Here is a 647-nt window from a genome sequence, read left to right as displayed (position 1 = left end):
CCTTGCGGGTGACGCAACAGGCCGATGGCGGTGCCGAAGCGTTGCAACGCTTCGACGCCGTGGCCGACCCGAGCGCCTGCTACGAAAGAGTCCACTGTTGAGCCCGGCCAACGTCGTCAAGGATCTGACCATGATCAAGAAAATGCCTATTGCGATACTCACCCTGTGCGTCAGCCTCAGCGGTTGCGCCAAGGATCAGAGCCTGGCGCCGCCACCGGATGGCGAATCGATAACCGTGACGGTGAAAGTGCCGAAGGAACTGGTAGCGAGGCCGATGCAGGTGATGTATCGCTCGACCCTGTGCACTTTTACCGACCACTCGGCTTTCGGTGAGGCCTATCAACGCGATGGCTATCAACGTACCGATATACAGCCTGTGCGTGAGGGGCAAAGCGACCTCTATGTAGCCAAGCTACCGATCGACGGTGGCGGTGTCTGTCAATGGCGATTGAGCAACGTGACTTTTGGTGTGACCTATGACGATCCGGCTCGCTTCGGCGAGAACGTTACCTATGGTGCGGGGGGCGGGGTGGTGGTGATCTTCGATCACAACAACTCGCCACGCGGTGGCGCGGACATCAAGGTCGAAGGGGATTTGACGATCAAGAAGGACTATTACCCTTGGGTCGATGAGGAGTTTTTAGGTC

General features: G+C 58.1%; 1 protein-coding gene. It reads left to right on the top strand.

Translation table 11 applies throughout. The features are described from left to right. Window positions 1–97: 97 nt before the first annotated feature. A partial coding sequence (locus AC1DVE_RS31185) for a hypothetical protein (protein ID WP_477784449.1) occupies window positions 98–647 on the top strand: 550 nt, incomplete at its 3' end.

It is taken from the genome of Pseudomonas sp. P4_B4, assembly GCF_056402255.1.
Note: the sequence above shows the minus strand (reverse complement) of the source record. Positions and strands in the feature narration are given on the sequence as shown.